Origin of the sequence: Marinobacter sp. (assembly GCF_965229985.1) — a bacterium.
In the GTDB taxonomy this organism is placed as follows: Bacteria; Pseudomonadota; Gammaproteobacteria; order Pseudomonadales; family Oleiphilaceae; genus Marinobacter.
Map to the genome: position 1 here is coordinate 2,584,265 of NZ_OZ245935.1, position 25,642 is coordinate 2,609,906.

General features: G+C 59.3%; 26 protein-coding genes. 13 read left to right on the top strand and 13 right to left on the bottom strand.

Annotated elements, in window-relative coordinates; all coding sequences use genetic code 11:
* Positions 1-8: 8 nt before the first annotated feature.
* The 10 genes from ACO06L_RS11915 to ACO06L_RS11960 form a co-directional block, all read right to left on the bottom strand.
* A complete protein-coding gene (locus ACO06L_RS11915) occupies positions 9-800 on the bottom strand; it encodes an ABC transporter ATP-binding protein (protein WP_064229816.1) in 792 nt (263 codons plus the stop codon).
* Entirely contained in the window at positions 797-1,894 is a 1,098-nt protein-coding gene (locus ACO06L_RS11920; protein WP_064229815.1) for a FecCD family ABC transporter permease, read from the bottom strand. Before ACO06L_RS11920 ends, ACO06L_RS11915 begins: the two co-directional genes overlap by 4 nt.
* Positions 1,891-3,039, bottom strand: a complete 1,149-nt coding sequence (locus tag ACO06L_RS11925; RefSeq protein ID WP_064229814.1) for an ABC transporter substrate-binding protein — start codon at positions 3,037-3,039, stop codon at positions 1,891-1,893. Before ACO06L_RS11925 ends, ACO06L_RS11920 begins: the two co-directional genes overlap by 4 nt.
* 7 nt (positions 3,040-3,046) lie before the next feature.
* Entirely contained in the window at positions 3,047-5,032 is a 1,986-nt protein-coding gene (locus ACO06L_RS11930) for a TonB-dependent receptor domain-containing protein (RefSeq protein ID WP_202346010.1), read from the bottom strand.
* A gap of 87 nt (positions 5,033-5,119) precedes the next feature.
* Positions 5,120-6,472: a sensor histidine kinase gene (locus ACO06L_RS11935; RefSeq protein ID WP_064229813.1), complete on the bottom strand. Its 1,353-nt coding sequence runs from the start codon at positions 6,470-6,472 to the stop codon at positions 5,120-5,122.
* On the bottom strand, positions 6,469-7,173 hold the full coding sequence (locus ACO06L_RS11940) for a response regulator transcription factor (RefSeq protein ID WP_064229812.1): 705 nt from the start codon (positions 7,171-7,173) through the stop codon (positions 6,469-6,471). Before ACO06L_RS11940 ends, ACO06L_RS11935 begins: the two co-directional genes overlap by 4 nt.
* A gap of 98 nt (positions 7,174-7,271) precedes the next feature.
* On the bottom strand, positions 7,272-7,880 hold the full coding sequence (locus ACO06L_RS11945) for a DUF4202 domain-containing protein (RefSeq protein ID WP_064229811.1): 609 nt from the start codon (positions 7,878-7,880) through the stop codon (positions 7,272-7,274).
* 36 nt (positions 7,881-7,916) lie between these two features.
* Positions 7,917-8,534, bottom strand: coding sequence for a glutathione S-transferase family protein (locus ACO06L_RS11950; protein WP_064229810.1), 618 nt, complete (start codon positions 8,532-8,534; stop codon positions 7,917-7,919).
* Positions 8,535-8,625: 91 nt separating this feature from the next.
* Positions 8,626-9,360, bottom strand: a complete 735-nt coding sequence (locus ACO06L_RS11955; RefSeq protein ID WP_064229809.1) for an alpha/beta fold hydrolase — start codon at positions 9,358-9,360, stop codon at positions 8,626-8,628.
* A gap of 40 nt (positions 9,361-9,400) precedes the next feature.
* Positions 9,401-10,501 (bottom strand): M14 family zinc carboxypeptidase, encoded by a 1,101-nt coding sequence (locus tag ACO06L_RS11960; protein WP_064229808.1) that lies wholly within the window; start codon positions 10,499-10,501, stop codon positions 9,401-9,403.
* A gap of 300 nt (positions 10,502-10,801) precedes the next feature.
* On the opposite strand from ACO06L_RS11960, the gene ACO06L_RS11965 reads away from it, so the two are divergent.
* The 4 genes from ACO06L_RS11965 to ACO06L_RS11980 all read left to right on the top strand — a co-directional run bounded on the left by ACO06L_RS11965 (position 10,802) and on the right by ACO06L_RS11980 (position 14,894).
* A complete protein-coding gene (locus ACO06L_RS11965; protein ID WP_064229807.1) occupies positions 10,802-11,767 on the top strand; it encodes an ABC transporter substrate-binding protein in 966 nt (321 codons plus the stop codon).
* 97 nt (positions 11,768-11,864) lie between these two features.
* Positions 11,865-12,899, top strand: coding sequence for an ABC transporter permease (locus tag ACO06L_RS11970; RefSeq protein ID WP_064229806.1), 1,035 nt, complete (start codon positions 11,865-11,867; stop codon positions 12,897-12,899).
* 10 nt (positions 12,900-12,909) lie between these two features.
* Positions 12,910-13,968 carry a quaternary amine ABC transporter ATP-binding protein gene (locus tag ACO06L_RS11975; RefSeq protein ID WP_064229805.1) on the top strand — a complete coding sequence of 353 codons (1,059 nt, stop codon included), beginning with the start codon at positions 12,910-12,912 and terminating at the stop codon, positions 13,966-13,968.
* 296 nt (positions 13,969-14,264) lie between these two features.
* Entirely contained in the window at positions 14,265-14,894 is a 630-nt protein-coding gene (locus ACO06L_RS11980) for a substrate-binding periplasmic protein (RefSeq protein WP_265103072.1), read from the top strand.
* On the opposite strand, the gene ACO06L_RS11985 is transcribed toward ACO06L_RS11980, so the two are convergent.
* The gene (locus ACO06L_RS11985) at positions 14,870-15,844 is read right to left on the bottom strand and encodes an META domain-containing protein (protein WP_227715760.1); all 975 of its coding nucleotides are present in this window, start codon (positions 15,842-15,844) and stop codon (positions 14,870-14,872) included. The two genes, ACO06L_RS11980 and ACO06L_RS11985, sit on opposite strands and share 25 nt — an antisense overlap.
* Positions 15,845-15,983: 139 nt before the next feature.
* On the opposite strand from ACO06L_RS11985, the gene ACO06L_RS11990 reads away from it, so the two are divergent.
* From ACO06L_RS11990 to modC, 6 genes are all read left to right on the top strand, one after another.
* A complete protein-coding gene (locus ACO06L_RS11990) occupies positions 15,984-16,730 on the top strand; it encodes a glutathione S-transferase family protein (RefSeq protein WP_202346012.1) in 747 nt (248 codons plus the stop codon).
* A gap of 108 nt (positions 16,731-16,838) precedes the next feature.
* Positions 16,839-17,825 carry a sterol desaturase family protein gene (locus ACO06L_RS11995; RefSeq protein ID WP_202346013.1) on the top strand — a complete coding sequence of 329 codons (987 nt, stop codon included), beginning with the start codon at positions 16,839-16,841 and terminating at the stop codon, positions 17,823-17,825.
* Positions 17,785-18,753: an alpha/beta hydrolase gene (locus ACO06L_RS12000; RefSeq protein ID WP_320407623.1), complete on the top strand. Its 969-nt coding sequence runs from the start codon at positions 17,785-17,787 to the stop codon at positions 18,751-18,753. Before ACO06L_RS11995 ends, ACO06L_RS12000 begins: the two co-directional genes overlap by 41 nt.
* Before the next feature lie 17 nt (positions 18,754-18,770).
* Entirely contained in the window at positions 18,771-19,559 is a 789-nt protein-coding gene (gene modA / locus ACO06L_RS12005; protein WP_082905165.1) for a molybdate ABC transporter substrate-binding protein, read from the top strand.
* Entirely contained in the window at positions 19,559-20,239 is a 681-nt protein-coding gene (gene modB, locus ACO06L_RS12010; protein WP_104322602.1) for a molybdate ABC transporter permease subunit, read from the top strand. The genes modA and modB overlap by 1 nt, the downstream gene beginning before the upstream one ends.
* Entirely contained in the window at positions 20,236-21,318 is a 1,083-nt protein-coding gene (gene modC, locus ACO06L_RS12015) for a molybdenum ABC transporter ATP-binding protein (protein ID WP_064229799.1), read from the top strand. The genes modB and modC overlap by 4 nt, the downstream gene beginning before the upstream one ends.
* 93 nt (positions 21,319-21,411) lie before the next feature.
* Here modC and crp read toward each other — a convergent pair whose 3' ends face one another.
* Positions 21,412-22,053 carry a cAMP-activated global transcriptional regulator CRP gene (crp, locus tag ACO06L_RS12020; protein WP_007153756.1) on the bottom strand — a complete coding sequence of 214 codons (642 nt, stop codon included), beginning with the start codon at positions 22,051-22,053 and terminating at the stop codon, positions 21,412-21,414.
* A 265-nt stretch (positions 22,054-22,318) separates the two neighbouring features.
* Here crp and ACO06L_RS12025 point away from each other — a divergent pair, with 265 nt between their 5' ends.
* The 3 genes from ACO06L_RS12025 (at position 22,319) to ACO06L_RS12035 (ending at position 24,768) form a co-directional block, all read left to right on the top strand.
* Positions 22,319-22,741: an OsmC family protein gene (locus ACO06L_RS12025; RefSeq protein ID WP_064229798.1), complete on the top strand. Its 423-nt coding sequence runs from the start codon at positions 22,319-22,321 to the stop codon at positions 22,739-22,741.
* A gap of 248 nt (positions 22,742-22,989) precedes the next feature.
* A complete protein-coding gene (gene speD / locus ACO06L_RS12030; protein WP_202346014.1) occupies positions 22,990-23,784 on the top strand; it encodes an adenosylmethionine decarboxylase in 795 nt (264 codons plus the stop codon).
* A 135-nt stretch (positions 23,785-23,919) separates the two neighbouring features.
* A complete protein-coding gene (locus ACO06L_RS12035) occupies positions 23,920-24,768 on the top strand; it encodes a pirin family protein (protein ID WP_064229796.1) in 849 nt (282 codons plus the stop codon).
* Between the two features lie 4 nt (positions 24,769-24,772).
* Here the strand turns inward: ACO06L_RS12035 and ACO06L_RS12040 are convergent, their stop codons facing one another.
* The gene (locus ACO06L_RS12040) at positions 24,773-25,639 is read right to left on the bottom strand and encodes a phosphoribulokinase (RefSeq protein WP_064229795.1); all 867 of its coding nucleotides are present in this window, start codon (positions 25,637-25,639) and stop codon (positions 24,773-24,775) included.
* Positions 25,640-25,642 lie beyond the last annotated feature (3 nt).

Sequence of the window (25,642 nt, forward strand, 5' to 3'; positions counted from 1 at the left end):
ATAGTGTGTCAAAGGGATTGACGCGCGGCAGACAGCGGATTGTCTGCCAAGACAATGGGGTGGCCCCGGGAACAGCGCTCGATACGGGCTTCGATGCCGTAGGTGTCCGCCAGCAGCCCCGGAGTCAGGACTTGCTCGGGCTCCCCGAGCTCTGCCCGGCCGCCGGGCGACAGCACCAGTGCCTGATCACAGAAACGCAAAGCCAGGTTCAGATCGTGGCTGGCCACGAGGGCGATAGCCCGGTCATTGGCGGTTGCCGCGCGCACCGCGTTCAGCACGTTGAGCTGCCAGTGCAGGTCCAGGGCGCTTGTTGGCTCGTCCAACAGCAGCAGTGGCGTTTGACGCACCAGCACCTGGGCCAACCCGACCATCTGGCGCTGGCCGCCCGACATCTCCGACAGGCGCTTCAGCGCCAGTTCGCGGATGCCCAGGGTTTCAAAGACTGCCTCGATGGCTTGCTCGGTTTCCCGCCGGCTCCAGTCACTCCGGGCCGACCGGCAGGCGCTGAATACGGTCTCGTAGGCCACGAGGGGAATGGCCTGGGGCAGCGGTTGCGGCAGGTAGCCAATCTGGCGGACCCGTTCGCCGGGGCTCTGGCGGTCGAGTTCCTGTCCGCCGAGGGCAATCGAACCGCGGGCCGGCAGAACGCCGGCGAGGGATTTGAGCAGGGTCGATTTGCCCACCGCGTTCGGTCCCACCACCGCAACCAGAGAGCCGGGCGCGATGGCCGGCAGCGAGAGTTCACGGAATACCGGATGGCGGCGGTAGCCGGCGGTCACGTTTGTCAGTTTCAGACTCACAGGGCAAGTCTCCGGCTGCGCCCGACAATCAGGGCAATGAACAGGGGAATACCCACCAGAGCGGTGACAATGCCCACCGGCAGTACCACGCCGGGCACCAGCAGCTTGCTGGCGATGGACGACAGCGACAGCAGCAGGGCCCCGGCCAGGGCGCCGCCTGGCAACAGAAAACGGTGATCCTCTCCGAGCATCAGGCGGGCGATGTGGGGCGCCACCAGCCCGATGAAGCCGATTTCCCCCACAAACGCCATGGCCGCGGCGGTCAGCAGACTGACCCGCAGCAACACCAGCAGGCGCATCCGCTCCACCCGGATGCCCAGGCTGCGGGCCTGCTCCTCGCCGCTGCGCAGCAGGGTCATGGCCCAGGCGTTGCGCAGGGAAAACGGCAGGCAGGCGGCCAGAACGACGGCAACAATCATCACCTTGTCCAGGGACGCCCGGGCCAGGCTGCCCATGGTCCAGAACACGATCTGCTGAACCGATTCGGCATCGGCGACAAACTGGATCAGGCCCACCACGGCATTGATCCCGAACAGCAACGCAATCCCGAACAGCACCACCGCATGAACCGATGCGCCCAGTGTTCTTGAGAGCAACAGAATCAGCAGGGAGGCAGCCGCCGCAAAGACAAACGCCGACAGCGGCAGAAGGATGTGCGCGGCAAGACCGAACAGCGACAGGTTGAACACGATGACGACAGAGGCTCCCAGGGTGGCTGCGGCGCCCACACCAAGGGTGTAGGGACTGGCCAGCGGGTTGTTGAGGACTGTCTGCATTTCGGCGCCCGCCAGGCCCAGGCAGGCGCCGACCACCACCGCCATCAGGGCATAGGGAAGACGTATATCCTGGATAATCACCCGGGTACCGGCATCCAGTGTGTCAGGGTTCAGGAGGCCGTGGACAACATCCATCAATCCAAGCATGGCCGGGCCGGATGCCACATCCACCAGCAGCGCCACTAGACAGCCAAGGGCCAAAGCCACCAGACAGATCACCCGGCGCACCACAAAACGGCGATACTGGCCGGCGAGGGTTTCACCGGGTTCAACCGTCTTCGCGGTTGGCAGGTGTTCCGTTGTGGACGCCAGCGTCATGGCGCCTCTCCCTTGGCGGCCACCCAGTAAGTGCCGTTCAGGGGCAGGGGCTGGAACTGCTCATAGAACGTCGCCAGGGTCTGCTCGGGTGCCAGGTGGCCCAGCTGTTCGGGATGGAACCAGCGCGCCAACGCCTGCACGGCCACCACGTTCAGCGGTGTGTTGTAGAAGTGATGCCAGATCGCAAACGCCCGCTGCTCCTGCACCGCGGTAAGCGCCGACAGTCCCGGACGGTTGGTGATGCGTTGCAGCGACTGCCGGGCGATGGCTTCCGACACGCCGGCACCCAACACCACGTAGGGTTGCTGCTGAATCGGAGTTGCCAGGCCACCGGATCCGATGGCGGTCGCCACGTAGCGATCCGGCTGATCGGCAATCAGGTATTCCAGGTTCAACACACCACTGACACCGGGGATCCGATCGGCGGCAACATTCCGGCCGCCGGCGGCTTCGAGAAACAGGCCCATCATGCCGTGGACCATGGTTTCGCAGCAGCTGTCGTGCAGGCCCACGCGGCTGTGCAGGAACACCGTCGGCCACTGGTCCCGGGGAATCGTTTTCACCACGTCGGTAACCAGCGCCAGCTCGCGTTGGTAGAAGGCGTTAAAGCGCCGTGCTTCAGCCTCCCGGCCCAGCGCCTCACCCAGCACGCTAATGCTTCTGGGGGTATTGACCAGGGGGTCCTGGCGAAAGTCCACGAACACCACCGCCACACCGGCCCGCTCCAGCCGGTCGATCAGCGCCCGGTTGTGAGCGCTGGGACCATGCCCCTCAACACTGAAAATGGCCAGATCCGCGCCCATGGCAAGGACACTCTCCAGACTGAAGCTGTCGGCCGAGGCATGACCCACCCGTGGCACCTCGGCCAGGGCCGGAAAACGGTCCAGATACTGGGCATAGCCCGCCGGATCGGTTTTTTCAAAATCCGGCAGCAGTCCAGCCAGGCGACCCACCACCTGATCGCCCTCGAGAATCGCCAGCGCCGGTATGTATCGACTTTCTCCCAGCACCACCCGCTGGACCTGATCGGGCACGGTGACCGAGCGTCCGGCCAGGTCGGTCACCGTTCTCGCCGCCTGGGCCAGGGATGCAGACAACAGCAAAGCGCCGCCCAACAGGGCGGCATGCAATGGATTCAGACGCATCGGGACCTCAGAACCGCAAGGCCAGACCAAGCCGGATATCCCGGCCGGGTTCGGGCAGGCCAATCACGCCCTCGTAGCCGGGAATGCTCTCGTAGTCCGCGTTGCTGGCGTGGTCGATGTACTGCTTGTCGCCTACGTTCTTGACGGTCAGGGTCAGGCGCAAGTCTTCGTTGCCGGTGGGCAGCCAGTGCACGAACAGGTCGTGTACGCCATAACCGGGCTTGTCGATGGTGCCGACGGAGGTTTCAAGATCGTCGATACCCTGGACAAAGCGGCCCTGCCAGCCGAACTCCAAGTTGCGGTCCCAGCGGTAGGACAGATCCGCCACCCAGGTGTCTCCGATGCTGTTGCCCAGCAGGTTGTGGACGTAGACGGTCAGCGGCTCGCCGTTGACCTCGGCCTCGTTGCTGTGAAAGCTCAGCCCGGCCTGCAGACCCTGCCAGTGATAGCTGGTACCGATGCGGTAGCCATCGGATTCCAGGTCGCCGATGTTCTGGTAGATCACCGGCCCGAACAGCGGATCGGCAATGGCATCCCGGATTTCCGAGCGATAGACCTCACCGGAGAGCGTAAAGTTGCGGTAGATGTAATCAAAACCCACTTCCCTGTTCTTCGCCTTCTCGCCCTTCAGGTCCGGATCGTTCTGGGCCCGGTCGATCTTGAAGGTGTCGTGGGTGCTCGGGCCCCGGAAGGCTTCCGCGTAGCCGGCCCTCAGGGTCAGGCCATCGATCACTTCCCAGGCCACGTTGGCGTTGGGGCTGACGTCGTTTTCACTGAAGCTCTGGTCGTTGTTGTCGTCGAGCTGGTAGTCGTCGTATCGCACGCCGGCGCTCAGCAGAAGATGGTCAGTGAGCCAGTAATCATCCTGCAGGTAGACGCCGGTAACGGTTCCGTTCTCTTCCTCGGCCCGACGATTGGCGGCACCGCCAGCATTGACCCTGTCCTCGCGATAGTCCACCCCGTAGGTCAGAGTATGGCTGCCCAGCTCGGAGCTGTTGCGAAGATCCCCACCGATGCTGCGGGTAAAGCCAAAATAGCGCCCCCAGCGATTGACCACGTTCTGTTCCAGCTCGGACTCGGTGTAATATACGGTCAGGCCCAGGTCCACCAGCGGGTTGGCCGCCGGTTCAAATCCATAGTTCACGGTTGTGGTGTCGCGGCGACCGTCCAGGTTATAAAGCGGGTTGAACCCACTGATCTGCCATTGGGGGCGCTGCGGTCGCTCGCCCTCATCGGTACGAACCTCATGGCTCAGTTTCAGGGTCTGGTCGCCCGGGAGCTGGCCGACGATCTTGGCGAAGCCCAGTTGTTGGCGGGAGTCTGTGCCGGGAATCTCATTGCCGTCGCCGTCCTCGAAGCGCTCATGGTCACTCTGGTTAACTGACACCAACGTGCTCCAGCGGTCACTCAGGCGCCCAAACAGCGTGGTGCTGGCCCGGTAACCGTCGGTGTTCGAGAAGGAACCAAACTTCACCAGGGCGCCCAACTGCTCGCCCGGGCGCAGCAGGTCTTCCGGATCCTTGGTGACAAACCGGATAGCGCCACCGAGAGCACCGGCACCGGAGGTGGCCCGACCCGCGCCGGCTTCCACCTCAACCCGCTTGAGCAGTTCCGGCTCCACCGCCAGACGGCCGGTGTGATGGAACAGCGCGCCGGCCTGGGTGGCACCGTCTATGGTGACGTTCAACAGCGGATCCTCGATACCCCGGACATAGACTTTCTGGGCAATACCGACGGAACCACCCACAGCGACCTCGGGCTGGCTGGCAAACACATCTTCAAGGTCGCTCGCCTGAAACTTTTCAATCTGCTCCTCGGTCACCACGACATCGCTCTCGGCGTTGCGCTCAGCGGTAACTTCGATCGGCTTCAAGGATTCAGTCTCGCTCTGGGCCAGCACCAGAGGGCTCGCCATCAACGTGGCGATCGCCAGGCAAAGCGGCTTGCAGCGGGGTGCAGGACGGGTCGTGGTCCGGATTATATGGGTACTCATGTGCGCTCCGTTTAATGCGACTAATTCCTATTTGGCGCACATTCTTCTTTGAAGCTTTGGTAATGTGAAGAACTTTTACATTTGTTACTAATTCTCACTAGCGTTCATAGGTAGCCATATACGCATCAACAGACCGCCAGAAGACAGATTCTCCGCGCGTATCCAGCCGCCTGTTGCCTCTACCTGGCGCCTGGCCAACGCCAGGCCCAAACCGTAACCGGTCGGCCAGTGATCCCGCGCCTTGGCCGAACGGAAGAAGGGTTTGAAGATGAGATCCAACTGCTCCAATGGTACGCCCGGCCCCTGATCGGCCACTTCGAGGCGATAACCTCGTTCGCTCGCCCTGAGACTGATCCGGACCGTCCCGCCCGCCGGCGTGTAGTTGCAGGCGTTGCGAATCACATTCTCAATGGCCTGGGCCAGTGCCCGATGACTGCTTCCGGCAAGTTCGGCCCCGTCGGGCAACTCCGCATCAATGGTGTGGTCCGGATATTCATACCGGGCATCGTCGAGGATACTGTCCAAGAGATCGATCAGGTCCAGGGTTTCTTCGCTGAGGCTGGGTTTTTCATTCTCCAGCCAGGCCAGCGTCAGGGTGTCTTCAACCAGGTTGCGCATTGTCCCGCATTCACGCTGGATGCGGGGCAGCAGATGCGGGGTATCGATTCCCTCCTGCCCGCAGCTTAAGGCCATTTCAATCCGGGCAAGCGGCGTACGCAGCTCGTGAGAGAGGTCCGCAATCAGGCGACGCTGGGTCAGGATCAGGGTGCCGGTGCGCTCAGCCATTCGGTCAAAGGTCTCTGCCAGTGCCGCAAGCTCATCATTACGGTTACCCAACATCGCCCGGACCCGCACTCCGAGGTTGCCGTCGGTAAACTGACGCGTGGCGAACTCAAGCTGACGCAGGGGGGTCATCAGGTGGCGATAGATCACCAGGCACATGATCACCAGGACCGCCAGCGGCAAGGCCAGTTTCAGCATCAGTTTGATTTCGGGAAGATAGGTTCCCGGTCGCATCCGTTCGGGCAAAAGCACCAGAAAATGTAGAGCCGGATCGGCAAAGGTCACTTCCATGATCGGGTTCTCGACAAAGTAGAGATGGATTTTCCACTCCACACTCCGGCCCAGGCGAAACCCCTCACGAAACCGATCGGTCAGCCGGCTCTCGGCCAGGGGCTGGATATCAGAACGCACCACTGCAGCCCAGGTATTCTCGCGCGCCTGCAGTTCTTCCAGCCAGCGTGCAAGGGCCTGTTCATCCCCTGACTGGTAAAGCCGCTCAGCGGTCCGGCCCCAGGCCTTGATGGTTTGCTGATGCTGCTCCGCAATGAAACTCATCTTCTGCTCGGTCTCGGCCCCCAAAAACGAAATCGTCCAGAACAGTACGAGGGTGCCCAGGGCCAGCGTGCCACACAGTTTCCACAACAGACGATGATTCACTGGAAGCAATACCCTTTGCCGTGCAGGGTTTGCAAGCGATCCGGCTGCATTCCCGCCTCGACCAGTTTCCGCCGCACCCGGCTAAGGTGCATATCCAGGCTTCGGTCGTACCGGCTGAATTCCCGCTCGAGGACCACCTGGTAGAGATAGGGTTTGCTGAGCGTTTCGCCCTGGTGCCGCAGCAGGATCCACAGCAAACGGAACTGGATCTGGGTGAGCGTAACCGGGGTCTCGTCGAAATGCACCGACAAGACTGGACGATTCAGTGTCAACGGCCCAACGGTGAGGGTATCCGGGTCGGCCCGTTGGTCCCTGCTACCCAGGGTGCGCTTGAGCAGCGCCTCAATGCGCAACATCAGTTCGGTAAAGCTGAAGGGCTTAGGCACGTAGTCATCGGCACCGCAGCTGTAGCCGAGGATACGGTCCTCCTCAGCACCGCAGGCGGTAAGCATGATCACTGGTGTCTGGTGAGTCTTGCGAAGGCGGTTTAATACCTCGAATCCATCAAGGCTGGGTAGCAGAACGTCGAGCAGTATCAGGTCAAAACGCTGACTGAGCGCGGACATCAGACCACCCTCGCCCTCGTAGCACTGGTGGGCGCTATACCCTCTCGAAACAAGCAGGCTGGTTATCTGATGATTCAGGGTGGGATCGTCTTCGACAATCAGAACCCGGGGCTTGAAACGTTCGGACGCTCGCATGATATTGCTCTTCGTTCATATGAGAATAATTATCATATGAAAAGAGCAATCATCACAGCAAGCCCCAGGGGAAATGGAGGCTCCGATAATTCTTTGCTTTACCCGGCCAGCGCTTCTTCCATGAGAGCCTGCAGGTGCGCCGGCATGCCTTCCGCCAGCTTTAACGCCGCTTCGTGCCCGCGGGGAGACATCTTGCCCCAGGTCCGGCGCACGATGCGTAACCACTTCTCCCGGTCGTAGTCCGCTTTTTCCTCGTAGAAATCCGCGAAATATCGTTCCAGAAACACCATGCAGGCAACGTCTTCCAGGAGCTGCGTGTCCTCATCCTGCCTCAGTTCACGCTTGGTCAGGATGGTCTCTACCCGCTCACACTCGGCCGGCGGATAACCACACTTTGCCATGATTTCCGCCGCCCGCCCGCCGTGCATCCGGCCACAGGCCTGACGCCACTGGTAATAGGCTTTGCGGCCTTCCGGATAGTCCTTCCGCGGCATGGTCCAACGCTCTATGTGCTGGGCCCGGCAGGCGATCTGCATGCGTTCGGACGGTTCGGATTCAAGCTCGAACAGCCAGCGGGTCATGTGCAGGCTGTAGGCATACTCCTTTGGCAGGAGTTCATCGCCAACCCGCTCCTGGTTCGGGTCGGCCTTATTCGCCAGGTCAATCGCAGCCAACGCGCATAGGAGGCTTGAATCCGTTGTGGTCATTAACGTTTCTCTTCGAGTTCCAAGGTAGCCCGGGCCTCAGGCCTGGGCCGAAGGACGGGCCTTGATGCGGTCGTACCAGGCCTGCAGATTGGTCTGCTCGGGCTGGATGCGGATACCGACGACGCGGGCAAAGGCCACAGTGGTAAAGGCATTGATGTCGGCGGCCGTGAACCGGTCGCAGCAGATGTATTCCTTGCCCTCCAGCTGCTTGTCGAGGAAGTGCATGAACTTCTCCACGTTCTTGCCGCACTCCTCGCCCCACGCCTTGATCGGGTTCATCCGGTCCTTGAAGTAACCGGTGGTGTGCTGGAAACACATGCCGGTGGGCATGAAAAAGTAATACTCGATCCAGCGCAGCCACTGTTCGAGTTGTGCTTTTTCCAGAGGGGTGTCGCCCAGCAGGCTCGGCGTATCCGGGTAGCTCTCTTCAAAGTAACGGCAGATCGCCATGGTCTCAGCAATGCAGGTGCCGTCATCCAGCTCCATGACCGGCACCTTTTTCATCGGATTCCGGGCGGTGTATTCCGGGGTCAGGTTTTCACCCTTCTGCAGATCAATCTCGATGAACTCGGCCTTGTCCAGAAGACCTTTCTCGGCCATGAACATGCGCACGCGGCGGGGGTTGGGGGCGGTTTTGGTTTCGAAGATTTTCATTATTATCGGCTCCGTTCCTTATCAATGACGGCTTTGGCAGTTCAAAACGAGAAGACTGACCGGAAAGAAGAGTTGCGTCAAGCAACCGGCGCTAGCGCGGCAACCAGTTGCGGAGCTGCTGGATAATCCACTCCGGGTCGTCGAGGGGGAGGTCATGCCCTGCATCCGGGTGCAGTTTCATGGTCCATTGCCAGCGTTCTTCCAGCGCCGCACTGCAGCGCCAATGAACAATACGGTCACCCCGGCTGGCCAGCACCAGGGCGTCTGTCAGCGGGCGCTTCTCGCCTGGCTTATAGCGGGCCGCTGCAGTCAGCTGGTTGAGGGCGTTTCGGGGGCTGACAGGGCGCTGCCGCTGGATGCTGTACCACTGTTTTGCCAGTGATAAGGGGATCTCTCGATTGGAGGTAAGCCTCAGGATGTCCCGCTCGCGATCAAACAGCTCCCGGCGCCCCAACAGGCGCAGCACCCTTGGCCAGGCTCCCGGCCGCATGCGCTGCCAGGGTGGGCTGAAGCCGGAACTGGTGTTGATCAGAACCAGATTTTGAATCTGGCCCTCGGGGGCGTGCTGGGCCCAGTCCAGTGCCACCATACCACCCATCGAGAGCGCCAGAATGCTGAAGGGTCCGGGAATATGGCTGACTTGCCTGGAAACCTTCTCCCGGATAGCCGTCACGGTTGACGGGCTGTTTTCCCGATAGTGCACACCCGTGCCAGGCAGATCAACCGTATGGAACTGGTAGTCGGGAAACGCTTCCCGCAGGCAAGACGGAAAATCTCCCCAGTGCGCGTGTTCCCTAGTGAGCCCCCGCAACAGAATCCAGTGCATACAGAAGTTCCGATAAATGGTGCCCAGACCCACTGAATCGCTAGTAAGAATCGCGATACCAGTGCATGATCGCGGCTTCCCTCAGCATGGACTCCTCCTCGCGAACCGGCAACCAGTTTTCGTGGCTGGCGGCGGCGTTGACCAGAAAGTCCATCCAGGCCAGATGGCTACGCAAAACCCGCTTGTGACGATGGGGAACCAGGGGATTGAAAAATCCATCCAGTCTCAACAGCTGACGAGGCCGCTTGCGGATCCATCGCCAGGACCCCATTTCCAGGGTGAGAGGCAGAAAAACACCGGCATTTTCACGATTGACCTGTTTGTAAAAGTAGTCCCATAAATCACCGTGAGTGAGGTAATGCCGGGACTGGGGCTCAAACCGATAGTCGTGGTTGGGATAAGCCTGTTCCCAGATCAGCTTCAGCGCCATAACCGAAGCGATCCGGCGCATGGGTCGTCTCCGGTAGGCATACGGAAACCAGATCTGATCCTGCATACCGAAGCCGGAATGGCAGTCCAGCGCCACACTGAACGGCCGCCCTGGCAGCAATCCCTCGATCACTGCCTCCAGCGCCTGGTTTTCAGGCTCCATGCCCTGTTCGGGGTCTCCGGTGTACCAGGGAAAACGGGGTGAGATCCGCTGCCCGCCGAGCAGGAACGCGCTGCGATCCTGGGCGGTGATTGGCGCATTGCGCATCAGATCCACGCCATTTGGATTACTGCGCTGATTCAGGTACATGCCGCCCGGGTTGAGTATGGGCAACAGGGTAATCCGCACCTTCTGTAACAAGCCCGCCAGATGTTCGTCCCAGGTCACTCTGGCGAGCAGCGACTTCAGCCAGGCCATCACCACCTGGCTGCCAATGCGCTCCAGCCCATGCACACCACCAACAATCAATACCGCCGGCACATCCGGCCGGGATGAGCCGATATCAACCCGGTAAATAGGCAGCAGCAGATCCTTCATGGCGATGCGCTCAACCACTTGTGTGGTTACAAGTTCCGGCGCTTCTGCCAGCAGTCGCTCAAGCCCGACCAGTTCCGGGAGAAAGGTTCGCAACAGCCGGCGCTGGCGACCATCGCGGCTGCCCTGCTCCTGGGAAATCGACGTATGGGGCGTCAGGTCGCGCAGCTCTGTCATGGCGTTCTCCGGTATCAGATCCGCGGAGTGTAACCGTTGATTGCTACAACTTATTGACAGCTCCTTGGAAGCATAACATGTCCTTTTTATAGATACATTTGGAATACGCCCTTGTAACTGAGCTGAGCTTCGTTATCCTTGTTACTAGGTATTAACCGAGATGTTCTGATTTGTTCGACCATGACAGCGACCATAAAACAGCTGTTTTCCCGATCCTTTCGGATCGCGGCCCCTTTGTATCGGCACTAACACCGACAACACCCTCCAAAAATCACAAACCCTGAAGAAGGAGAAGTGACTATGCGAAAGCTCAAGTCTGCTGCACTGCTTTGCGCGCTATCCGTACCCGTCGCGGCCCAGGCCGATTGCGGCGAGGTATCCATCACGGAAATGAACTGGGCGTCCAACACCGTCGTCACCAACGTGGCCACCTTTATTATGGAGCAGGGCTATGGCTGTGACGTCACCATCGTTCCTTCCGATACCGTTCCGGCGGTAACCTCGGTTGCCGAGAACGGTGAGCCCGACATTGTTACCGAGCTGTGGCTCAACTCCGCGGGCGAGGCCTACCTGCGCCTGGAAGAACAGGGCAAGGTTGAGCGCCTGGGCAAAGTGCTGGATCCGGGTGGCGTTGAAGGCTGGTGGATTCCCACTTACCTTGCCGAGAAGCACCCTGAACTGAAGACCATCGAGGGCGTAATGGCCAATCCCGAGCTCGTGGGCGGTCGGTTCAATAACTGCCCGGACGGCTGGGGCTGCCGTGTTGTCAGTGACAACCTGATTCGCGCCCTGGATCTGGAAGAGTCCGGCATTGACGTATTCAACCATGGTTCCGGTGAGACCTTGGCCTCCTCCATGGCGTCCGCTGTCCAGAACGAAGAGCCCTGGTTCGGCTACTACTGGGGCCCGACCGTTCCCCTTGGTAAGTACGACATGACCCGGGTTGACCTCGGTGAAATCAAGCCGGACGTGCACCAGAAAAACCAGACACCGGATGTCGACAACCCGGGTGTTTCCGACTTCCCGGCGGCCACGATCCTGACGTCGGTTACCACCGACTTCAAAGAGCGCGAGCCGGAAGTTGCCGAGATGCTCAGCAAGCTGACGTTTAAAACCGAGACCATGAGCGGCATCCTGGCCTGGATGGACGCTAACAACGCCTCGGGCGAGGAAGCTGCGGTTTACTACCTCACCAATAACAGCGACGAGTGGTCAACCTGGCTCAACGACTCCGCAAAAGAGCGGCTGGCCAACGTTCTTAACTGATCGACCTGCCCCGCCCGGGACACACTCTATCTGTGTCCCGGGCCGTTTTCCGAAAACCGTTCTGATTTCAGACGCGTGCAGGAGAGACTGACCGCCCATGGCAACCTACGACTCGCTTTTTTCATCACTGGGCCTTGAGCAGTGGTGCTCTGAAGGCAAAAGCAGCGGCCCCATGTCGATGGCCGATTTGCTGAATAAGAACAAGGGAGAGAGCGCCGAACCGGCCTCTATATGGGAGCTCCCGTTTCCGTCCATGGACGCCCTGAACGAATCCTGTGCCGCCTTTCCCCAGTCCCGGGAGCTTACCAAGGGCCTGGAACAGGGGTTTCTGGCAATAAAGGACAGCCTGAGTCTGGTTCTCGATCCATTGACCCAGCCGCTCAGCTGGTTCCTGGATGGGGCACTTTACGCCATGCTGAACACGCCCTGGTGGATCGTTATCCCCTTGTTACTGGCGGTTGTTTTCGTGGTCACCAAATCCTGGAAGCTGATGCTGTTCGTAGGCGGCAGTATCGTACTGCTGGCCTTCATCGACCATTATGATTACGCCATGCAAACCCTGGCGATCATTTTTGTATGTGCCTTCCTGTGCGTGTTACTGGGTGTACCCATAGGCATCGCCATGGCACGCAGCAATTCCCTGCAACGCATGATCATACCGGTGCTGGACATGCTGCAGACGCTGCCACCGTTTGTGTACCTGATCCCGCTTATCTTCCTGTTCAGTGTCACCGAGTCAAAGCTGTACGGTATCGCCATCATCCTCTACGCCATTGTTCCTGTGATCCGGCTAACCAACCTGGGCATCCGGCTGGTGGACAAGGACGTGATTGAGGCCGCAGACGCCTTTGGCATGACGCCCCGACAGAAACTCTACAAGGTGCAGATCCCGTTGGCGCTGCCCAACATCATGGCAGGGGTCAACCAGACCATCATGATGAGTCTAGCCATGGTTGTCATCGCATCCCTGGTGTCCGCGCCTGGGCTTGGCGTTCTGGTCCTGCGGGGCATCCGTAATCTGGAACTGGGGGTTGGCCTGGTATCGGGTCTTGGCATTGTGATCCTGGCGGTGATTCTCGACCGGGTAACCAAGGCGTCCCTGGCACGCATCAACGTCTCCCAGAAGCAGTGAGGTAAGCCCCATGGCAAAAGACATCAAGATTTCGATCCGAAACCTTTACAAGATCTTCGGCCCGACCCCGGATGTTGCCCTGGAGTATGTTCGCAAGGGCATGGGCAAAGCCGATCTGCTGGAACAACAGCGACACGTCCTCGGCCTGCGTGATATCAACGTGGATATGCACGATGGCGAGATTACCGTAATCATGGGCCTGTCCGGTTCCGGGAAATCCACCCTGATCCGGCATCTTAACCGGCTGATCGACCCTACAGCCGGTGAAATCCGCGTCGACGGCGAGGACATCATGAGCTACACCGAGGAGCAGCTGCGCAAGCTCCGCCGGGAACGTATGTCGATGGTGTTCCAGAAGTTTGCCCTGCTGCCTCACAAGACGGTGCTCGAGAACGCCGGCATGGCCAAGGACATTCGGGGCTACACAACCTCGGACTTTGAGGCCGATGCCCGTAAATGGCTTGCCCGGGTTGGACTGGAAGGCAACGAATACCAGTATCCGCATCAATTGTCCGGCGGCATGCAGCAGCGCGTGGGTATCGCCCGGGCCCTGGTGTCCGACGCCCCGATCATGCTGATGGACGAAGCCTTCTCGGCACTGGACCCGCTGATTCGCTCCGATATGCAGGACCTGTTACTGGAGCTGCAGGAAGAGCTCAAGAAAACCATCGTATTCATCACCCACGACCTAGATGAGGCCCTGAAGCTGGCCGATCACCTGGTCATTTTGAAAGACGGCGAAGTGGTGCAACAGGGGGATCCCCAGGAGATTCTGCTAAACCCGGGCGATCCCTACATTGTCGACTTCATCAGCGATATCAACCGGGCCCGGGTGCTCAGGGTACGATCTGTGATGAGCCCGCCGGACGATGGTGATTCCGAGTTTGCCGGGGATATTTCGGAAAAAGACAACCTGGAATCGGTACTTCTGAAATCCGAAGGCGACATGTCTTTGAATTTCCGGGTGGTCCGGGACGATCAGCATGTGGGCACTCTGCACATGAAAGATCTGGCCCGTGCACTGGTGCCGACAGCCGCGTCAGCCGACAGGAGCAAAACCGCGGCCTAGCACCATTTTGTTCATTACAAAACCGCCGCCAGGGTCTATGCTTCAGGTAAAGCCGACGGTTTCGGCATTCTGGTTTTATCGCCATGGCAAAACCCCTGGTTCTCTCGATTGCGCTCTTTCTTGCCGCCTGCTCGCAGCCAGAGGACCCGCCATCGCTGGTTCCTGAAACAGTAGCAAAGGCAACGAAGACAGCTCCCGCAGCGCCGGCTCCCACAGAGCCGCGTCAGAGCGTAGTTATTGCCGCTGATCCCTGGTGCCCTCACAATTGTGAAGCCGGCTCCGAGCACGAAGGATATATGATAGATATCGCCAGGGAAGCGTTTGGCCTGGCAGGTATCAATGTGGAATACGTGAATATGAGTTGGGCTCGGGCACTCCAGCAAGCCCGGGACGGCTATGTGGATGCCGTTGTCGGAGCCCTTCCCGGAGATGCACCGGACTTTGTGTTTCCCAAGGCCGCCATTGGCTACTCCAAGATTGCGCTCTACACCCACCCTGACAACAATTGGCAGTTCAGTGGCGTCGATTCACTCAGCCAGTTCACCCTGCTGGCGATCAATGGCTATGCCTATTCACCGGAACTTGATAGCTATATCGCGAAGTATCAGGACAACCCGGAAAAGGTCTGGATACTCTCGGGCCCGGCGCCGCTCAGCCGCGCTATCGAACTCCTGCACCAACGCCGCTCTGACGTATTTCCGGAAGATCGCTACGTGATGCAGTGGCAACTGGAACAGGATGGCAGCGCTGAAAGTCTGAGAATGGCCACGGTGATCCATGAGTCACCGCTGTATGTTGCATTTTCCCCGGTCGGCAGTGACTCCCTCGAGCTCGCAGCGCTCCTGTCGGAGGGAGCCAAAGCCCTGCAGAGCACCGGCCGGGTAGCGGAGATACTGGCCCGTTACGGACTATCATGGTCGGACTGAAACGCCCGCATCGTCCCGCCGTCGGCTGTCGACAGGAGCAACTCGCCGTGTTGACCAATACGAACTGACGTCACCTGACCCAAAAGGGTGAGAAACCGATCCTCCTGATTCATCAGCGCTGGCGCGCAGGCCATCCGGGTTGATGCCAATGGACCGATGGCAACGCCTTCGCCCCTGAGCTGATAGCTGCCGGTATAGCGGTTGCACGAAGCCTGACCCGCCATTCTGTTGTCCTCAAGAAACTCAATGGTGATCCGTGACCGGTCAATAATGCCTGTTCCTGCAAGATCCTCAACAACCCACACGGCGCCCCGCAAGAGGCGTTGACGATCCCCGCCACACCCGGTGAATTCGTCACTGCCAACTACCAGGCGCACCTGCGCCGGGTATTGCGCCCCAGACATACTGTCTTCGCAAAGTTGTCGGGCCACCGTGAGCCTGATGGGCAGATCATCCAGCGTCGCCACATACTCCCGACCGTGGCGATTGGCTGTTCTCAGTTCAACCGGAACACGGCGTGTGCCCTGCTCCTCGAATGGGCGTGTTAACAACAGCTCGCCTCCCTCAAGCGTCGCATGCCAGAAGGGCTCATTGCCACGGGCCTCAAAAGGCATTTCCAGGTCACCCGGCTGTAAACATTCCGGGTACGTTTGCCCCCGTATCGTCAGGGTCGCTTTTTCACCCTTGCTCCAGAAACGAGTCTGGTCATCGCCCGGGGCAACATACAGGGCTCCCGAGGCGCTTTCCTCCGGCTTGAGCAGAACCCGCCGGTCCAGATAATCGACACTGATCAGATCGCTGTCCTCATTACCGGATACGGCTATATCAAGTTGCCCGCACGCATAGCTGCCGGAAACCGGCTGACGGGTATCGGGTAGAGAGGAGCAGGCGGAGACAGCAAAGCCCGCCGCCGCGACGACGGACAGCATCAAAACTCGTCGTGAGTGCATGGTCAGTTCCCTTGTAGGCATGTTTTCGATCTACATTTTAGAAGCCAACGACGGACGAGGCCACCATGAGTATTCGACGAGACTTCTTATACCGCCTCACCGGCAGTATGCTAGAACGCTGAACCGAGGAGACGACCCCATGGCGCTGAAACTTCACCAATTTGCCATTTCCCACTATTGCGAAAAAGTCCGATGGGCCCTGGATTACAAGGGACTCAACTACGAAACGGTCAATCTGCTGCCCGGGCAGCATGTAAAAACCATCCGGAAACTGACTGGCCAGGCCTCGTCAGTACCGGTCCTGGAGCATGATGGCCAGGTGGTTCAGGGCTCAGCGGCCATCCTGGATTACCTGGATCAGACCTTTCCCGAGCACTCCCTGACTCCGAACGATCCGGAATTGCGCGAGCAGGCGCTGGCCTGGGAACGGCGGCTGGACGAGGAAGCCGGCCCCGCCATACGCTGCTACTCCTACCACCACTTCCTTCAGCGCCCCAAAATCGTGGTGCCCATGCTGGCTGCCGGTACGCCATTCTATAACCGGATAATCCTCAGCCTGGCGTTCAGTCGGGTTGATGAAGTCATGCGCCGGTGGATGAAGATCAACGAGAAAACCTCTGAAAAATCCCGGCAGGTAATGGAAGATCTTCTCACCGAGCTGGCAGGCATCTATGCCGGGCGCCCTTTCCTGGTTGGCGACCAGTTCACCCGTGCCGACCTGACGGCCGCGGCCCTGTTTGCGCCCATGTTCCAGCCAGCGCAATACCCGGTGCCCTGGCCAAAACCTGCCCGGATTCCCAGGGACATCAAGACCTGGCTGGACCAGTGGCAACAGCAGATCCGTCCCCTGGAGAAAATCTACAGTGAAAACCGCCAGCCCAACTGAGTCCGCCGGTGTCGGAATTCGTCAGCCAATCTGGCGTGAACCGACATTCCACTGCCCGGGTTACATGCCAAAATAAGCCTGTAGGAACTGGAACCCGGCGGGAACTCTATGGCTTTGACCGACATGATGCTGGCCGTACTGGAAGAAAGCGGTCTGCTTGCCCTGTGGAAGGTGGCGTCGCCCTGGCTGGCGCTGGATGAACGGCAACTGATTTTTGTGGTTGCCACCCCCGTCTTCGTGGCCGTTACGCTGTGGGAATACCTGAAGATCCGGCACAACCCAAAGCTGATGGATACCCGGGAAGCGATCAGGAACTTTGCCCTTGGTGCCGGCTACCAGGTGACCGAGCTGCTCTTCGCCGGCCTGATTGCATTTCCTGCCTACGCCCTCTGTTACCACTACCGCCTGTTCGATCTGGAACTTGATGCATTCACTGCCTTGCTGACCTTCCTGGGCGTGGATTTCTGCTTCTACTGGATGCACCGTTCCAGTCACAGGGTGCGCTGGTTCTGGGCCGCGCACGTGGTGCACCATTCTTCGGAGCGGATGAATTTTTCCACCGCCATGCGCCAGAATGCCACCAACATTTTCAACGGCATGTGGGTGTTCTATCTGCCCCTGGCATTGCTGGGTCTCAATCCTGTCTGGATTGGCGTGGCTTACGCACTGTCACTGGTGTACCAGTTCTTTATTCACACCACACTGATTGGAAAACTGCCCCGATGGGTTGAACTTGTTTTCAACACCCCGAGCCATCACCGGGTTCATCATGGCCGCAATCCCGGTTATATCGACCGTAATTACGGCGGCACGCTGATAGTATGGGATCGCGTGTTCGGCACGTTTGTCGACGAAAATGCCCAGGATCCGCCCGAATACGGAATCACCCGGCCCATCCGCTCCAATAACCTGATTGTGCTATGGACCCACGAATACGTGGACCTGTTCCGCGACATGGCGCAGCCAGGCGGATTATTGTCTCGCCTTACCCACCTATGGAAACCGCCGGAGTGGCAACGCCCCGCCACAGTGAAAAACAACAAGGAAACGGGCCGTGACACTGAACGAACATCCCCTGACGCTGAACGCTGGTGATGGCCACACGATAACCGGGACGCTCTTTACCCCGGCGGCACCGACCGCCATTCTCATTGTCAGCCATGGCATGGCCGAACACGGCGACCGTTACACACCACTGGCGCGCTGGCTCGGGGAAAACCGCATAGCTGTTATCACCTATCATCACCGGGGCCATGGCCCGAGCTGCCCTTCCGGGGACCTGGGGCACTATGCCGACCAGCATGGCTGGACCCGTGTGGTTGACGACCTGCATCAGATGGTTCAACACACCCGTGCCCGATTTCCCGGGCTGCCCGTCAACCTGCTGGGCCACAGCATGGGTTCCTTTATTGCCCAGGCCTACGCCCAGAGCCACGGCGACAAACTGGACACCCTGATCCTCAGCGCCACCAACCGCATTGACCGGGGCCAGCTCCTGGCATCCCGGACCCTGATCGGTCTGATCCGTCTGGTTCGCGGCAAGCGGCACCGCAGCCGTCTGGTGGCCCGAATGACCTTTGAGCAGTTCAATCGCAAGTTCCGCCCGAACCGAACCAATGCCGATTGGCTCAGCCGGGATCCGGACCAGGTGGATCGCTATATTGCCGACCCGCTGTGTGGTTTCGATTGCACGGTTGGCCTGTGGTGGGATTTCACTGGTGGTATGCTGCGCCTTTCGCCGGCTGCCTGGCGCAAAGATCTGCCAGTGCATCTGTTTTCAGGCACTGCAGATGCCGTCGGGGAAATGGGGCGTGGCGTCCGAAGGCACTTCCAGACCATTCGTGAGGCGGGTGTTGAAAACGTCACCCTGAGATTGTTCGAAGGCGGCCGCCATGAGATGCTCAACGAGACCAACCGGGACGACGTCCGGGATTACCTCCGGTCTTTGTGCCTGACCTCAGATTCACCGTCATCGGTCGCGCATCCGGAAATGTCACCACAAACTCAAGCCATCATTGATTGACTCTGTAAGGACGTTGCATGGGTTATCTTCGAGGCCTCAGGCTGTTCCGTACCCTGGGACTGGCTCTGTGCCTGTCTGGCTTCACCATCACCGGGGCTGTTGCTGGCGAGGTCAGTCTCGGGGCCGCCGCCAACTTTACCGACACCGCCCGGGAACTGGCGCAGCATTTTGAAGCCGTAACCGGGCACACCGTGTCCGCAAGCTTCGGATCCACGGGTAAACTCTACGCGCAGATCAGAAATGGCGCGCCCTTCGACGTATTCATGGCCGCCGACGTGCGACGGCCAGCGCTGATCGAGCAGGAGCAGGCTGGCATTTCCGGCACACGGTTCACCTACGCCCGGGGCAAGCTGGCGCTCTGGAGTCCTGCCGCCGGAGCTTTTGAAGATGCCCATAGTTATCTGGCCAGCCAGCCCTTCGCGAGGCTGGCCATCGCCAACCCGAAGACGGCCCCGTACGGCCTAGCCGCGCAGCAGGTTCTGGAGCATATGGGCCAATGGGATGTCCTGCAGCCGAAACTCGTTCGGGGGGACTCCATTGCCCAGACTTTCCAGTTCGTTGTCAGCCGCAATGCCCAGGCCGGCTTCGTGGCTCTGTCCCAGGTACGCTCCTGGGAAGATGATAAAGGCACTTTCTGGGAAGTTCCCCAGAGTTACTACCACCCCATTGATCAGCAGGTTATCCTGCTGAATCGCGGAGCCGGCAACGAGGCCGCCCTGGCCTGGATGGATTTTCTGAAATCAGACGCCGCCATTGCTATTATCCGGAGCTATGGATACGACACCGGAAATGACACGACCAACTGATGTTTGAAACCTACTGGGATCCGGTCTGGCTGACATTGAAGCTGGCCACGACGACCACTGTACTGCTGCTGTTGATCGGCACCCCTATCGCCTGGTGGCTGGCCCGGACCCGACACTGGCTTCGGCAACCGATAGCGGCCGTGGTTGCGCTGCCTCTGGTTCTGCCGCCTACCGTGCTGGGTTTCTATCTTCTGCTGGTCATGGGGCCGGAAGGCTGGGTGGGCCAGATGACGCAGTCCCTGGGTATCGGGCTGCTGCCATTTACCTTCGAAGGCCTGGTGGTGGCGTCGGTCATCTATTCCCTGCCCTTTACCGTTCAACCTCTACAGAACGCCTTCGAAGCAGTTGGTGAAGGCTTCATGGAAGTCGCGTCCACGCTCCGGGCAGCGCCCTGGGACCGGTTTTTGTTCGTCGCCGTGCCCCTGGCCCGGAACGGCTTTCTAACAGCCGCCGTACTGACCTTTGCCCATACCATTGGCGAGTTCGGCGTGATCCTGATGATCGGCGGCAACATCCCGGGCGAAACCAAGGTGCTTTCTGTCGCCATCTACGACCATGTGGAATCGCTGGAATACACCGAGGCCCACTGGCTGTCCGCCGGCATGGTGGTATTCTCCTTCGTGGTGCTGGTGACTCTTTACGCGCTTAACGGCAAAGCCCGCTCTGGAGCGATCAGATGACCGCCTCCAACACCATCCGTGCCCGCTTCCAGTGTACATTCCCCGGCTTCGGCCTCGACGTAGACCTGACCTTGCCAGGCACCGGCATCACCGGCTTGTTCGGGCATTCGGGGTGTGGCAAAACCACCCTGTTAAGGTGCATGGCCGGCCTGCAAAGCGCCCCCGGTACCATGACCGTCCTTGGCGAACCCTGGCAAACCGAGACGTTCATTCGGCCAGTCCACAAGCGGCCTCTGGCCTATGTATTCCAGGAAACCCACCTGTTCCCTCACCTGAACGTGCGCAAGAATCTGGAATTCGGGTACCGGCGCATTCCGGCTGGCGACCGACAAATCGGATTCGACGATGCCGTGCGGTGGCTTGGACTGGAATCACACCTGGACCGCATGCCTGTTGGCCTCTCTGGTGGTGAACGCCAGCGGGTGGCCATTGCCCGTGCTCTGCTGACCAGCCCAAGGCTATTGCTGATGGATGAGCCGCTGTCCGCTCTGGACCTCAACAGCAAGCAGGAAATCCTTCCCTATCTCGAACGGCTGCACGATACCCTGGCTATTCCGATTATCTACGTATCTCATTCAACCGAAGAAGTTGCCCGGTTGGCGGATCACATTGTGATGCTGGAAGAAGGCCGTGTGGTCGCGCAGGGGCCACTGAGGGATACCCTGGCCGGCATCGATAATCCGTTCCGCGTCCAGGACGACGCCGGTGCCTTGCTGGAAGGCCAGATTATCGATCTTGACGACCACTGGCACCTGGCACTTTTCCGGTTCGATGGCGGCCAGCTCTGGCTGCGATGTGACCACCGGCTAAAAACGGGAGACCAGGTTCGGGTAAGGGTACTGGCCCGGGATGTCAGCCTTGCCCTGACCGAGAATCCCGACCAGAGCATCCAGAATCTCGTGCCTGCAGTCATCGACCAGATTGATCCCGATGTGGCGCCCGGCATCAGCCTGGTTCGGCTTCTGGCCGGGCCGACGCCATTACTATCGAGACTCACCTCCCGAGCCGTCGCCCAGCTCGGTCTTGCGCCGGGCATGAACGTCTGGATGCAGATCCGATCCGTTGCCCTGATAGCTTAGCTTCCTGGGCACCGCAACCGGCTACGCTGGCTGAGCAAGGAAAAAGGCCGCTGTTGAAAGCGGCCTTCCGGAAAACAGGGTGATTGGTCAGACTCAGCGGGTGCCGTAAACCACCATGGTCTTGCCCTTGACCCTGACCAGTCCCTGATCTTCCAGGGTTTTCAGTACCCGGCCGACCATCTCCCGGGAGCAGCCAACAATACGGCCGATTTCCTGCCGGGTGATCTTGATCTGCATGCCATCCGGATGGGTCATGGCATCCGGTTCCTTGCACAGGTCCAGAAGGGTACGGGCAACACGCCCGGTGACATCCAGAAACGCCAGGTCTCCGACCTTGCGGGTGGTCTGGCGCAGGCGGGAGGCCATCTGCTCGCCGATGAAGTACAGAACCCGTGGATCCTGTTGGGCAATTTCCCGGAACTTGGTGTAGCTGATTTCCGCCACTTCGCATTCGGTCTTGGCCTTTACCCAGGCACTGCGGGAATCCATGTTGTCGAACAGGCCCATCTCACCGAAGAAGTCGCCGGCGTTCAGATAGGCCATGATCATCTCACGACCATCGTCATCCTCAATAATGACGGTTACCGATCCCTTGACGATGTAGAACAGTGAATCGCTCTTGTCACCGGCATAGATAATTGTGCTCTTGGCTGGATAACGGCGGCGATGGCACTGCGAAAGGAAATAGTCGAGATGCTTGGTTTTCTGCTCAACCGGCTTGACGATAGTGGCCATAATGCGAGTCGTGCCTCCTCAGATACTGGCGGGTCCCAATGTTTGTTATGCACCCGGCTTTCCATGCGGGTTCGTTCTTTTTTATTGCAAAACTCCGCAACTTATAACAAGAAGGTCTGTTGCGGGCAACCGGAAAGAGTATACAACATGTATCCGTGATCAGCCTGCCTGGCGAGGCCGGTTGTGCTAGCATCCGGCCAAAGGTCATCTTTGTCGGGGCTTTGACGTAAGTTGGTCCCGCGCAATCACAACGGAGAAGCATCCCATGAAAGCAACTGTAGACTGGACAGGCAATGCCAGTTTCAAAGCCACCAGCGGCAGCGGCCACAGCGTCCAGCTTGATGGCCCGCCGGACCACGGGGGCGAAAATCTCGGCCCGCGCCCGATGGAAATGCTTTTGATGGGGCTGGGAGGCTGCTCCGCATTTGATGTCATGAGCATCCTGAAGAAAAGCCGGCAGGATGTAACTGCCTGCCACGCCGAGCTTGAAGCCGAGCGGGCCGATGCGATACCGGCTGTATTTACCCGGATTCACCTGCATTTTGTGGTAACCGGAAACAGCCTCAAGGAAAACCTGGTGAAGCGGGCCGTGAGCCTGTCGGCAGAAAAGTATTGTTCAGCATCCATCATGCTGGAACAGGCTGGCGTTGAGATCAGTCACACCTACGAGGTTCACGAGGCCGATTAGCAGGCCGGACAAACCGCTTCAGCGCGTGGCATGCGCCGAATCCCCGGGGTCGGGTGCAGCGGAAATCACGGATGCTAAAATGTCATTGCAAATACTATTCAACATCACTTGCGGTGTGCATAATACGCACCCTCTCCGCCGGTCTGCGCAAAAGGTGAACAACCCGGTCAGTAGTCGGTGGCGGCCTCGGCAGAGCTCAGCAATGCAGCTCTGCAGTCATTCATCTCCACGATCCGGAGGGGCTGAGCATGGAATCAAAACTCCAGCTGCATGGTTTCAACAACCTGACCAAATCCCTGAGCTTTAACATCTATGACATCTGTTATGCGCAGACCGAAGAACAACGCACGGCTTACATCGACTACATTGACGAGATGTATAACGCCGAGCGTCTGACCCAGATTCTGACCGACGTCGTCAAGATTATCGGCGCCAACGTCCTGAACATCGCGCGCCAGGATTATGAGCCGCACGGTGCCTCGGTCACCATGCTGATCGCCGAGCATGAACTGACCCACGGCGAGGAGCCTGATAACGAGGAATCTCCGGGCCCACTGCCAGATACCATTGTGGCGCACCTGGACAAGAGCCATGTCACCGTACATACCTATCCGGAAAGCCATCCCCACGATGGCGTGAGCACCTTTCGGGCAGACATCGACGTATCCACCTGTGGTCTGATTTCACCCCTGAAAGTGCTGAACTATCTGATCCACAGCTTTGATTCCGATGTGGTCACCGTGGATTACCGGGTTCGCGGCTTCACCCGTGATGTGGACGGCACCAAGCACTACATTGATCACGACATCAACTCGATCCAGAACTATCTGACCGAGGATACCCAGAACGCGTATCAGATGATCGATGTGAACGTGTACCAGGAAAACCTGTTCCACACCAAGATGATGCTGAAGAACTTCAACCTCGATAACTATGTGTTCGGGGTGAACGCCGGTGATCTCGACCCCGCCGAAGCACAGTCCATCGAGGACCGTCTGCGCCGGGAAATGCTTGAGATTTTTTACTCCCGCAACGTCGAATGATCGCCTCCTGTGGCGCCCCGCCCGGGGCGTCACGGGTCCTTCAGTTTTTTTGATGTCACCCGCCAGATTTCTGCGTTTTATTCTCTCCTCCTATCCCGTTTAAATAGAGCCAAGAGCTAACGAGAGGAGGACACCATGACCCTGCGTTCCCTGAAACAGATTATTCCAGCCTTGGAAACTTCCGATGGAGCTGGCGTGCGCATCAAGCGCTCCATCGGTCAGCAGCAGAACATTCGCCTGGACCCGTTCCTGATGCTGGACGAGTTCGGTTCCGCCGAGGCCGCCGACTATATCGCCGGTTTTCCATCGCACCCCCACCGGGGGTTCGAAACCGTGACCTATATGATCGAGGGGCACATGCTGCACGAGGACCATCTCGGGAACCGGGGCGATCTGCGCAACGGTGGTGTGCAGTGGATGACCGCCGGCCGCGGCATAATCCATTCGGAAATGCCCCAGCAGGAAGAGGGCGTGATGCGTGGTTTCCAACTGTGGCTGAATCTGCCGGCGGCGGAAAAAATGACGGACGCCGGCTACCGGGACATTCAGCCGGAAGAGATCCCCGAGATCAGCCTCGACGGTGGCAAAGTGAAGCTTATCGCCGGTTCCCTGGAGATCGAGGGCCAGCCCCGCGAGGGGGCCGTGGTGGGCGGCAGTACTCAACCGGTCTATGCTGACATCCATCTGGCACCCAAGGGACGTCTTACCCTGCCGGTTCCGGAAGGTCACAACGCCATGCTGTACCTGTACGAGGGCACGGCCAGCCTGGGTGAAAGCTCATTGCAGCGCAGCGCCGCCAACATTCTGGCTGACAACGGCGATCAGATTGCGCTCAGTGCCGGAGAATCCGGGGCGCGACTGCTGCTGATTGCCGGTAAGCCTATCGGCGAACCGGTGGTCCAGTACGGCCCATTCGTGATGAACACCCGGGAGGAGATTGAGCAGACCCTCCGGGATTACCGGGACGGCCATCTGACCGCCTGACCGATCAGGCGAACGGCTTCCTTGCCATCAGCCGCTGCACCATGGGCCTGACAATCAGGTCCATGGCCAGCGGCATTTTTGTGCCCGGAATAACCAGGGTATCGTGTCGTGACAGACTGCTACCGGCAATCACCTGCAGCAGGTAGGGAAAGTCGACTTCCGACTGGTCCCGGAACCGGATCACCAGCATGCTCTCGTCCTCGGTGGGCACATCCCGGACGACAAAGGGATTGGAGGTGTCCACCAGGGGAATGCGCTGGAAATTGATGTGGGTATGGGAAAATTGGGGAACGATGTCGTGAACATAGTCGTCCATGCGGTTGATGATGGTTTCCACCACCGCTTCCTGACTGTATCCGCGCTTGTGGGTGTCCCGATGGATCTTCTGGATCCACTCGAGGTTCACGATAGGCACCACACCGATCAGCAGGTCCACGTACTGGGCAATGTTGCAGGTCTCGCTGACCACGCCGCCGTGCAACCCCTCGTAGAAAAGCAGATCGGTATCGGCAGGTAAGGGGCCCCAGGGCGTAAAGGTTCCTGGCTTGTGTCCGGCTTCAACCAGCCTGCGATCTTCATCGTGGACGTATTGCCGGTACCGGCCATTACCGGTGTGACCGTAATCGTAGAAAAGCGCTTCCAGCTTGTCGATGTGATTGGCAGCCAGGGCGAAGTGGTTGCGCTCACCGAACTGGCCTTTGGCCGCCAGCCTGGCCATTTGCTCACGATTGTAACGATGGAAACTGTCACCACTGACCATGGCGGCGTTCAGCCCTTCACTAGCGAACATCCGGCTGAAAATCTGGCCGGTCGTGGTGGTTCCCGCGCCGGATGAACCGGTAACCGCAATGATCGGATGGCGTTTTGACATAGG

Coding starts and splice junctions, on each gene's coding strand:
- ACO06L_RS11990 (WP_202346012.1), top strand. CDS start 15,984: ATGGCGCTGAAACTTCACCAATTTGCCATTTCCCACTATTGCGAAAAA.
- ACO06L_RS11970 (WP_064229806.1), top strand. CDS start 11,865: ATGGCAACCTACGACTCGCTTTTTTCATCACTGGGCCTTGAGCAGTGG.
- ACO06L_RS11975 (WP_064229805.1), top strand. CDS start 12,910: ATGGCAAAAGACATCAAGATTTCGATCCGAAACCTTTACAAGATCTTC.
- ACO06L_RS11955 (WP_064229809.1), bottom strand. CDS start 9,360: ATGCACTGGATTCTGTTGCGGGGGCTCACTAGGGAACACGCGCACTGG.
- ACO06L_RS12040 (WP_064229795.1), bottom strand. CDS start 25,639: ATGTCAAAACGCCATCCGATCATTGCGGTTACCGGTTCATCCGGCGCG.
- ACO06L_RS11965 (WP_064229807.1), top strand. CDS start 10,802: ATGCGAAAGCTCAAGTCTGCTGCACTGCTTTGCGCGCTATCCGTACCC.
- modB (WP_104322602.1), top strand. CDS start 19,559: ATGTTTGAAACCTACTGGGATCCGGTCTGGCTGACATTGAAGCTGGCC.
- ACO06L_RS11985 (WP_227715760.1), bottom strand. CDS start 15,844: ATGCACTCACGACGAGTTTTGATGCTGTCCGTCGTCGCGGCGGCGGGC.
- ACO06L_RS11940 (WP_064229812.1), bottom strand. CDS start 7,173: ATGCGAGCGTCCGAACGTTTCAAGCCCCGGGTTCTGATTGTCGAAGAC.
- ACO06L_RS11920 (WP_064229815.1), bottom strand. CDS start 1,894: ATGACGCTGGCGTCCACAACGGAACACCTGCCAACCGCGAAGACGGTT.
- ACO06L_RS11980 (WP_265103072.1), top strand. CDS start 14,265: ATGATAGATATCGCCAGGGAAGCGTTTGGCCTGGCAGGTATCAATGTG.
- ACO06L_RS11950 (WP_064229810.1), bottom strand. CDS start 8,534: ATGAAAATCTTCGAAACCAAAACCGCCCCCAACCCCCGCCGCGTGCGC.
- ACO06L_RS12035 (WP_064229796.1), top strand. CDS start 23,920: ATGACCCTGCGTTCCCTGAAACAGATTATTCCAGCCTTGGAAACTTCC.
- crp (WP_007153756.1), bottom strand. CDS start 22,053: ATGGCCACTATCGTCAAGCCGGTTGAGCAGAAAACCAAGCATCTCGAC.
- ACO06L_RS11930 (WP_202346010.1), bottom strand. CDS start 5,032: ATGAGTACCCATATAATCCGGACCACGACCCGTCCTGCACCCCGCTGC.
- modC (WP_064229799.1), top strand. CDS start 20,236: ATGACCGCCTCCAACACCATCCGTGCCCGCTTCCAGTGTACATTCCCC.
- modA (WP_082905165.1), top strand. CDS start 18,771: ATGGGTTATCTTCGAGGCCTCAGGCTGTTCCGTACCCTGGGACTGGCT.
- ACO06L_RS11925 (WP_064229814.1), bottom strand. CDS start 3,039: ATGCGTCTGAATCCATTGCATGCCGCCCTGTTGGGCGGCGCTTTGCTG.
- ACO06L_RS12025 (WP_064229798.1), top strand. CDS start 22,319: ATGAAAGCAACTGTAGACTGGACAGGCAATGCCAGTTTCAAAGCCACC.
- ACO06L_RS11960 (WP_064229808.1), bottom strand. CDS start 10,501: ATGACAGAGCTGCGCGACCTGACGCCCCATACGTCGATTTCCCAGGAG.
- ACO06L_RS11995 (WP_202346013.1), top strand. CDS start 16,839: ATGGCTTTGACCGACATGATGCTGGCCGTACTGGAAGAAAGCGGTCTG.
- ACO06L_RS11945 (WP_064229811.1), bottom strand. CDS start 7,880: ATGACCACAACGGATTCAAGCCTCCTATGCGCGTTGGCTGCGATTGAC.
- speD (WP_202346014.1), top strand. CDS start 22,990: ATGGAATCAAAACTCCAGCTGCATGGTTTCAACAACCTGACCAAATCC.